Source organism: Gryllotalpicola sp. CP2-P1 (assembly GCF_057512245.1).
The window spans coordinates 23,710-32,163 of sequence record NZ_JBLRDT010000006.1 but is presented as its reverse complement, the minus strand read 5'-3'; the positions used below and the strand labels follow the sequence as shown (position 1 = coordinate 32,163).

Below are 8,454 nucleotides of genomic sequence, written 5' to 3'. Positions count from 1 at the left end.
GCCACGGCATCCCCCGCGACCTTCTCTGGCCAGCCGAGACCCACGAGCGCGACGCGCACGTCGTCGGCGACGGAGTTCTTCTGCTTCGCCGCGGGTGCCGTCGCCGCGGGAGCGACGACGTGTAGCTTGCCGGTGAGCTGCACCACGATGAGCTTCGCCGTCTTCGGGCCGATGCCGCTGACCTTGCGGAACGCGGCATCGTCGTCGTTCTGAACGGCCGTGGCGATCTGGTCGGGCGTCATCACAGACAGCACCCCGAGTGCGGATTTCGGGCCGACGCCGTTGACCCCGAGCAGTAGCTGGAAGACCTCGAGCTGCTCGGCGTCCTGGAAGCCGAACAGCGACAGCGCGTCCTCGCGCACGATGAGCGCCGTGTGCACGAGCGCCTCCTCCCCCACGCGCAGGCTGAGCGCGTGCTCGGGCGTGACGCTCACGAGATAGCCGACGCCGGCCACCTCGATCACGAGCTCGGCGCCTGAGGCGCGCAGGACGGTGCCGCGCAGGGAGCTGATCATGCAGTCAGGCTATGTGCGCGTGCCAACATTCGGTGGCAGCGACACTCGAACAAAGGTTCAATGCTGTTCAGAACTGCTTCCGGGTCGCCTTCTCGGCGTTGAGCCATGCCTGCTGCGCAGGGGTGAGGCGAGTGGATGCCCCGCGCGACGCCGCCGCTGCAGGAATCCCCCGCGCCGTCCGCCAGGACGCGGCGATCGCGAGCGCGAGCGCATCGGCGGCATCGGCCGGCTTCGGCACAGCCTCGAGCCGCAGGATGCGCCGCACCATCTCGCCCACCTGGGGCTTGTCGGCGCCGCCGTAGCCCGTGATGGCGTTCTTGACCTCGCTCGGGGTGAACAGCTCGAGCGGAAGGCCTCGGCTCGCCGCCTCGTGGATCACCAGGCCGGAGACCTGGGCGACGCCCATGACCGTGTTCAGCTGGTTGTTCGCGAAGACGCGCTCAAGAGCGAGGGCGTCGGGCCGCGTCTCGTCGATCACCTCGCGCAGGCCGGCGAGGATGCGCACGAGCCGCTGCCCGTGCTCCATGTCGGAGGGCGTGCGCACGACGCCGACCCGCACCAGCTGCGGTGCGCGGTCGGCGTCGATGACTCCGTAGCCGCAGCGCGTCAGGCCGGGGTCCACCCCGAGCACGCGCAGGGCCATGGGCGCCTAGTCCTCGTCTTCCTCGAGCTCGGCCTGGACCTCGGGCGACAGGTCCAGGTTGGTGTAGACGTTCTGCACGTCGTCGCTGTCCTCGAGGGCGTCGATGAGGCGGAAGACCTTGCGTGCGGTCTCGGCATCGGCGTTGACCTTGACGGATGCCACGAACTCGACGTCGGCCGAGTCGTAGTCGATGCCCGCCTCCTGCAGGGCTGTGCGGGTCGCGACGAGCTCGCTCGCCTCGGTCAGCACCTCGAAGCTCTCACCCTGCGGGGTGACCTCTTCCGCACCGGCCTCGAGCACCGCGGCCAGCACGTCGTCTTCTGTGGTGCCCTCTGCGGGAACCACGATGACGCCCTTGCGGCTGAAGTTGTAGGCCACCGACCCCGGGTCGGCGAGCGTGCCCCCGTTACGCGACATGGCGGTGCGCACCTCGGCCGCCGCGCGGTTCTTGTTGTCGGTCAGACACTCGACGAGCAGCGCGACGCCGCCCGAGGCATAGCCCTCGTACATGATGGTGGTGTAGTCGATGGTCTCGCCGGTGAGACCTGCGCCGCGCTTGATGGCGCGGTCGATGTTGTCGTTCGGGACAGAGGTCTTCTTCGCCTTCTGGACCGCGTCGGCAAGGGTCGGGTTGCCGGTGAGGTCGGCACCGCCGATCTTCGCCGCGACCTCGATGTTCTTGATCAGCTTCGCGAACGACTTCGCACGCTTGGCGTCGATGACGGCCTTCTTGTGCTTGGTCGTCGCCCACTTGGAATGCCCGGACATACGTCTCCTGGTTGAAATAGCGTTCGCTCGATTCTACCGGGGGCCGCACTGCGCTGGTCCGTGCGCCGGGGCCCGCGCGGCGCACCTAGGCTTTGAGGTATGCCGGTCAAGCTCGCAACCCGCCTCGGGCGGCTGGGCGTGCGAGTCGAGGAGGGCCCGAAGAAGGTCGCCGTGCTCTGGCACAGCTTCTTCGTCGATTCGCACAGCTGGGATCGGGTGCTGCCGGTCCTCACGCGCCTGCGCACGGTCGTGCTGATCGACGGTCCCTCGTTCGGTGCGAGCGAGCCTCTGCACCGCCCCTCGACCATCGCCGAATGCGCCCTCGCAACCTTCGACGTGCTCGATGCGCTCGGCATCGACCGAGTCGACTGGGTGGGCAACGGCTGGGGCGGCCAGGTCGGCATTGCCGCCGCGGTCGAGCGGCCGCGCCGCATCCGCTCGCTCGTCTCGATCGGCGCCCCGACGGGTGTACTCGGTGGAACGGAGCGACGCGATCTTGCGGCAGCCCTGCCGTTCATCCGCCTGTTCGGGTTCCCCGGCCCCGTGCAGACGCGCTTGTTGCGCTCGATCCTCACCGAGCGCACGATCGCCGTCGATTCAGAGGCCGTGCGGATCGTGAAGAGCGGATTTCTGAATGCGGAGCGCCGCGGATTCGTGCAGGCGGCGCGCTCGTTCGTCCTCGACCGCCCGTCACTCGACGATGCAGCGCTCGCGGTCGAGGCGCCCACGGTCTTCGTCGCGGGGGATGCCCGCGCGGGGTGGGGACCCGCCGAAGCCGAGGCCGTGACCGACCGCATGATGAACGCCCGCACGCGCACTCTGCACGGCGTCCGCAACATCGCGCCGCTCGAAGACGCCGACGCGGTGGCCGGCATCGTCCGTGAGCATTGGGCCGCGAACGCCCGTCGCTGAGCGACGCACGCCTGTGCCCTCACAGAAGCTTCTTCAGCGTCCTCAGGTTCCGAGTCGTGGTCGTCGGTTTGAAGCGCGGCTTCGCCGCGAACTTCGCGAGCTTCGTGTTCGTGCTCCCCACCGCGATGTTCAGCTGCCAATAGAGCACGCCGTCACCCGGGGCGATGATCTCTTCCGTCGGGTCCAGGGCGGGCGCGGCATCCAGCAGTTCGCTCAGATGAGCGGGGTCGGAGGCGAACAGAACGTACGGATGCCAGCCGTCGCGCTCCGCATCGAACGGGAACGCCGCGACGATGGCGGCGAGCTTCTCGCGTGTCACGAGCACGATCCAGGCGTCATAGCCGAAGCGCTCGCGCAGCGCGCTCTCGATGCGTGACCTGAGCCGCGACGCATCCGCCTCATCGCTCTCGAAAAGGACATTGCCGCTGGCCAGAACGGTGCGCACGCCGGTGAGCCCGAGCGAGCGGAACAGCTTGCCGAGCTCGGCCGACCTGATCGTGATGCCGCCCACGTTCACGCCGCGCAGCAGGGCGACATAGGCGGTCATGAGCCCAAACTAGGCGGCGCGCACCTTCGAGAGGAAGTACTCGTGGAAGCGGTAGTCGCCGGTGACCTCGGGGTGGAACGACGTGCCGAGCAGGCTGCCCTGCTCGACGGCGACGACACGGCCATCGTCGAGCGCGCCGATCGCCGCCGCCTTCTCCCCCAGGGATTCGACCACGGGCGCGCGAATGAACACCGCATGCACTGCGGGCTCGCCGAGCACCGGCATCGGGATGTCGGTCTCGAACGAGTCGAGCTGCGAGCCGAACGCGTTGCGGCGCACCGTGACGTCGAGGCCGCCGAGCGTCTGCTGCCCCTCGATCGCGTCGAGCACGCGGTCGGCCAGCATGATCAACCCAGCGCAGGTGCCGTAGACGGGCAGGCCGCCGGCGATCGCCTCGAGCAGCGGCTCGCGCAGCCCGAAGGCGCGCGAGAGCTTGTCCATCACGGTCGACTCGCCGCCGGGGATCACGAGACCTGAGACGGATGCCAGCTCGTCCGGTCGCCGGACCGGGACGGCCTCGGCACCGAGTTCGCGCAGCACCCCGAGGTGCTCGCGGAAATCACCCTGCAGGGCGAGGACGCCGACGCGAGGGGCCGTGCTCACCAGCCGCGCTCGGCCAGACGGTGCGGGGCGGCGAGGTCGGCGACGTTGATGCCGACCATGGCCTCGCCGAGCCCGCGGCTGACCTCGGCGATCGTCTGCGGGTCGTCGTACATCGTGGTCGCCTTGACGATCGCGGCGGCGCGCTTGGCGGGGTCGCCCGACTTGAAGATTCCGGAGCCTACGAACACGCCGTCGGCGCCGAGCTGCATCATCATCGCGGCGTCGGCCGGGGTGGCCACGCCGCCCGCGGTGAACAGCACGACGGGAAGCTTGCCGGTCTCGGCGACCTCGGCGACCAGCTCATAGGGGGCCCGCAGCTCTTTCGCGGCGACGTAGAGCTCGTCCTTCGTCATCGACGTGAGCGCGTTGATCTCGGAGGTGATCTTGCGGATGTGCTTCGTCGCCTCTGAGACGTCGCCCGTGCCGGCCTCGCCCTTGGACCGGATCATCGCGGCGCCCTCGTTGATGCGGCGCAGCGCCTCGCCGAGGTTGGTGGCGCCGCACACGAACGGCACCGTGAAGTTCCACTTGTCGATGTGGTTCACATAGTCGGCGGGCGACAGCACCTCGGACTCGTCGATGTAGTCGACGCCGAGCGCCTGCAGCACCTGTGCCTCGACGAAGTGGCCGATGCGCGCCTTCGCCATGACCGGGATGGAGACCGAGGAGATGATCTCGTCGATCAGGTCGGGGTCGCTCATGCGAGCGACGCCGCCCTGGGCGCGGATGTCGGCGGGAACCCGCTCGAGGGCCATGACAGCGACTGCCCCGGCGTCCTCAGCGATACGTGCCTGCTCGGCGGTGACGACGTCCATGATGACGCCGCCCTTCAGCATTTCGGCGAGCCCGCGCTTGACGCGGCTCGAGCCGACTTCTCCGTTGGTCATAGTGCCCTCATTCTACTGAGCACGTGAGGCATGCTCGCGCCGGCGGAATGGGAGGATCGGAGCATGAAGGTGCTCTCGATCCAGTCGGCTGTCGCCTACGGGCATGTCGGCAACTCTGCCGCGGTGTTCCCCCTCCAGCGCATCGGCGTCGAGGTTCTGCCCGTGTACACCGTGAACTTCTCGAACCACACGGGTTACGGCGCCTGGCGCGGCCCGATGATCGCCCCCGACGACGTGCGAGCTGTCATCACGGGCATCGAAGAGCGGGGTGTGCTCGGGGACATCGACGTGGTCCTCTCCGGCTATCAGGGCGGCGAGGGCATCGCCGAGGTGATCATCGAGACCGTCGCCCGCGTGAAGGCCGCGAACCCGGCGGCCGTCTATGCCTGCGACCCGGTGATGGGCAATGCGCGGTCGGGATGCTTCGTCGCGCCGGCCATTCCCGTGCTGCTGCGCGACCGGGTCGTGCCGGTGGCCGACATCATCACGCCGAACCAGTTTGAGCTCGGCTATCTCACCGGAACCGAGCCGAGCGACCTGCCCTCGACGCTCGAGTCGGTCGACCGGGCGCGCGAGCTCGGCCCGCGGACGGTGCTCGTCACGAGCGTCGAACGGCCGGACCGCGAGCAGGGCACCCTCGAGATGCTCGTGGCAGACGACGAGGGGGCGTGGATCGTTACGACGCCGCAGCTGCCGCTGAAGGCGAACGGCTCGGGCGACGTGACCGCGGCGCTCTTCACCGCCCACTACCGCGAGACCGGATCCGCCGCCGAGGCCCTCGCGCGTACCGCCTCCAGCGTGTTCGGCCTGCTCGAGCAGACCCTTGCGTCCGGGCAGCGCGAGCTGCAGCTCGTCGAGGCGCAGGAGCATTACGCGCACCCGCGGATGGAGTTCGAGCCGCGCCGCGTCCGCTGACGCGACCAGCCCGGGTGCTAGCTCGGCCAGGCGCGGGCGATCGTCGCCCGCACCTCGCCGAGCAGCTGTGGCAGCGCTTTCGTCTTCGCGATGATCGGCAGGAAGTTCGCGTCGGATGCCCAGCGCGGCACGATGTGCTGGTGCAGGTGGCTGGCGATCCCGGCGCCGGCGATGGCTCCCTGATTCATCCCCAGGTTGAAGCCGTCATTGCGCGAGACGTCGCGGATGACCCGCATCGCTGTCTGCGTGATGGCCCCGATCTCGGCCACCTCCTCCGGCGTGGCCTCGTCATACAGCGAGATATGCCGGTACGGGCATACGAGCAGGTGCCCGCTGTTGTAAGGGAAGAGGTTGAGCAGCGCGAAAGCGGTCTTGCCGCGATGCACGATGAGCGACTCCTCGTCGCTCAGCGTCGGGGCCACGCAGAACGGGCAGTCGTCGCCGTGCGGCTGCTGCTGCCCGGACTGGATGTAGACCATCCGGTGCGGCGTCCACAGCCGCTGGAACTCGTCGGGTACGCCGACGAGGTGCGACGGGTCGTCGATGTGAACGGATGCCTGATTGCCCGGCTCCTCATGGTCGCCGTAGTCCTCCAGCGAAAGCCGAGCCATCTCACTCGCCCCAGGCGGTGTCGACCAGCTCGTGCGACGCGATCGATGCGGTGATCTTCGCGATCGCCTCGTCGACGGGCACCCCGTTGAGCTGGCTGCCGTCGCGGAAGCGGAAGCTGACCGTGCCCTTGGAGCGGTCCTCTTCGCCGGCGATGAGCTGGAAGGGCACCTTGGCCTTCGCCGCATTGCGGATCTTCTTCTGCATGCGGTCGTCGGTGTGGTCGACCTCGATACGCACCCCCGCCCGCTTGAGCCGGGCGGCGACCTCATCGAGGTACGGCACGTACTCGTCGGCGACCGGGATGCCGATGGCCTGCACCGGCGAGAGCCACACCGGGAACGCGCCCGCGTAGTGCTCGAGCAGGATCGCGAAGAAGCGCTCGATCGACCCGAGCAGCGCGCGGTGGATCATCACGGGCTGCTTCTTGGAGCCGTCGCTCGCGGTGTACTCGAGCTCGAAGCGCGCTGGCTGGTTGAAGTCGAGCTGCACCGTGGACAGCTGCCAGGTGCGGCCGATGGCGTCGCGCGCCTGCACTGAGATCTTCGGGCCGTAGAACGCGGCGCCGCCCGGGTCGGGCACGAGGTCGAGGCCGGACTCGATGGCGACCTCGCGCAGCGTCTCGGTCGCGATCTCCCACTGCTCGTCGGTGCCGACCGACTTCTCGGGGTCGCGGGTCGACAGCTCGAGGTAGAAGTCGTTCAGGCCATAGCCGCGCAGCGTCTCGAACACGAAGTCGAGCTGGCTCTTGATCTCGTCCTTGACCTGCTCGTCGGTGACATAGATGTGCGCGTCGTCCTGGGTGAGGCCGCGCACCCGGGTGAGGCCCGAGAGCGTGCCGCTCTTCTCGTAGCGGTAGACGGTGCCGAACTCGGCGAGCCGCAGCGGCAGCTCGCGGTACGAGCGGCCACGCGCCCGGAAGATCAGGTTGTGGAACGGGCAGTTCATCGGCTTCAGGTAGTAGTCCTGCCCCTGACGGGTGACGTTGCCTTCGGCATCCGTCTCTTCATCGAGGTGCATCGCCGGGAACATGCCGTCCTTGTACCACTGCAGGTGACCGCTGGTCTCGAACAGCGATCCCTTGGTGATGTGCGGCGAATTGACGAGCTCGTAGTCGTGGTCGAGCAGCTGCTGGCGCAGGTATCCCTCGATCTCGGCGCGCACGATGCCTCCCTTCGGGTGGAACACCGCGAGGCCCGAGCCGATCTCGTCGGGGAAGGAGAACAGGTCGAGCTCGGCGCCGAGCTTCCGGTGGTCGCGCTTGGCGGCCTCCTCCATACGCGTCTGGTAGGCGCGCAGTTCGTCCTTTGTGGGCCACGCGGTGCCATAGATGCGCTGCAGCTGCGGGTTCTTCTCGCTGCCGCGCCAGTACGCGGCGGCGACACGGGTGAGCGCGAAGCCGTTGCTGATGAGCTTGGTGTCGGGCAGGTGGGGCCCGCGGCACAGGTCCTTCCACACCGTCTCGCCCGTCTTGGCATCGACGTTGTCGTAGATCGTCAGCTCACCGGCGCCGACCTCGACGGATTCGTTGTCGTCGCCGCCGGCGGCGCCGCCCTTCAGCCCGATGAGCTCGAGCTTGAACGGCTCGTGGGCGAGCTCGGCGCGGGCCTCCTCGTCGGTGACGACGCGGCGCACGAAGCGCTGGCCCTGGTTGACGATGCGCTGCATCGCCTTCTCGAGCTGCTTGAGGGTCTCGGGCGTGAACGGCTCGGTGACGCCGAAGTCGTAGTAGAAGCCGTCGGTGATCGGCGGCCCGATGCCGAGCTTCGCGTCGGGGTTGACCTGCTGCACGGCCTGCGCGAGGACGTGCGCGGTCGAGTGGCGCAGGATGTTGAGCCCGTCGGGCGAATCGATCGTGACCGGCTCGACCACGTCGGTGGCGGTCGTCGTCGTGGCCTTGTCCTTCAGCTCGCCGTTGACGCGCAGGGCGACAACGTTCCGATCAGGGAAGAGCTCGAAGCCGTCGGCCACGTGAACCACTCCTATATAGACGTGTGAACGGGAATGCCTCAACTCTAGTGGCGGCCGCACCGCCGCCCCGGTGGCACCCATACG

General features: G+C 68.5%; 10 protein-coding genes. 2 read left to right on the top strand and 8 right to left on the bottom strand.

The features are described 5' to 3' along the window. The 3 genes from ruvA to ACM2XV_RS01230 form a co-directional block, all read right to left on the bottom strand. Nucleotides 1–515, bottom strand: a 515-nt coding sequence (gene ruvA / locus ACM2XV_RS01240) for a Holliday junction branch migration protein RuvA (protein WP_487025720.1), incomplete at its 3' end; no start/stop codon positions are given. Between the two features lie 67 nt (nucleotides 516–582). After that, nucleotides 583–1,158 (bottom strand): crossover junction endodeoxyribonuclease RuvC, encoded by a 576-nt coding sequence (gene ruvC, locus ACM2XV_RS01235; RefSeq protein WP_487025719.1) that lies wholly within the window; start codon nucleotides 1,156–1,158, stop codon nucleotides 583–585. 6 nt (nucleotides 1,159–1,164) lie between these two features. Beyond that, nucleotides 1,165–1,926, bottom strand: a complete 762-nt coding sequence (locus tag ACM2XV_RS01230; protein ID WP_344777770.1) for a YebC/PmpR family DNA-binding transcriptional regulator — start codon at nucleotides 1,924–1,926, stop codon at nucleotides 1,165–1,167. Nucleotides 1,927–2,025: 99 nt separating this feature from the next. Here ACM2XV_RS01230 and ACM2XV_RS01225 point away from each other — a divergent pair, with 99 nt between their 5' ends. Beyond that, on the top strand, nucleotides 2,026–2,838 hold the full coding sequence (locus ACM2XV_RS01225) for an alpha/beta fold hydrolase (protein WP_344777768.1): 813 nt from the start codon (nucleotides 2,026–2,028) through the stop codon (nucleotides 2,836–2,838). 19 nt (nucleotides 2,839–2,857) lie between these two features. On the opposite strand, the gene ACM2XV_RS01220 is transcribed toward ACM2XV_RS01225, so the two are convergent. Genes ACM2XV_RS01220 through pdxS form a run of 3 tightly spaced genes read right to left on the bottom strand, consistent with a single transcriptional unit; the run spans nucleotide 2,858 to nucleotide 4,875 of the window. Beyond that, nucleotides 2,858–3,385, bottom strand: a complete 528-nt coding sequence (locus ACM2XV_RS01220) for a DUF1697 domain-containing protein (RefSeq protein ID WP_487025718.1) — start codon at nucleotides 3,383–3,385, stop codon at nucleotides 2,858–2,860. Between the two features lie 9 nt (nucleotides 3,386–3,394). Beyond that, nucleotides 3,395–3,988: a pyridoxal 5'-phosphate synthase glutaminase subunit PdxT gene (pdxT, locus tag ACM2XV_RS01215; protein ID WP_344777764.1), complete on the bottom strand. Its 594-nt coding sequence runs from the start codon at nucleotides 3,986–3,988 to the stop codon at nucleotides 3,395–3,397. Next, a complete protein-coding gene (gene pdxS / locus ACM2XV_RS01210; RefSeq protein ID WP_487025717.1) occupies nucleotides 3,985–4,875 on the bottom strand; it encodes a pyridoxal 5'-phosphate synthase lyase subunit PdxS in 891 nt (296 codons plus the stop codon). The genes pdxT and pdxS overlap by 4 nt, the downstream gene beginning before the upstream one ends. A 63-nt stretch (nucleotides 4,876–4,938) precedes the next feature. Between pdxS and pdxY the strand changes: the two genes are divergently transcribed. Further along, nucleotides 4,939–5,790: a pyridoxal kinase PdxY gene (gene pdxY / locus ACM2XV_RS01205; protein WP_344777760.1), complete on the top strand. Its 852-nt coding sequence runs from the start codon at nucleotides 4,939–4,941 to the stop codon at nucleotides 5,788–5,790. A gap of 17 nt (nucleotides 5,791–5,807) precedes the next feature. Here the strand turns inward: pdxY and ACM2XV_RS01200 are convergent, their stop codons facing one another. Both ACM2XV_RS01200 and thrS read right to left on the bottom strand, forming a co-directional pair. Further along, on the bottom strand, nucleotides 5,808–6,401 hold the full coding sequence (locus ACM2XV_RS01200) for an HIT family protein (RefSeq protein WP_487025716.1): 594 nt from the start codon (nucleotides 6,399–6,401) through the stop codon (nucleotides 5,808–5,810). Between the two features lies 1 nt (nucleotide 6,402). Then, entirely contained in the window at nucleotides 6,403–8,370 is a 1,968-nt protein-coding gene (gene thrS, locus ACM2XV_RS01195; RefSeq protein ID WP_487025715.1) for a threonine--tRNA ligase, read from the bottom strand. Nucleotides 8,371–8,454: the final 84 nt, after the last annotated feature.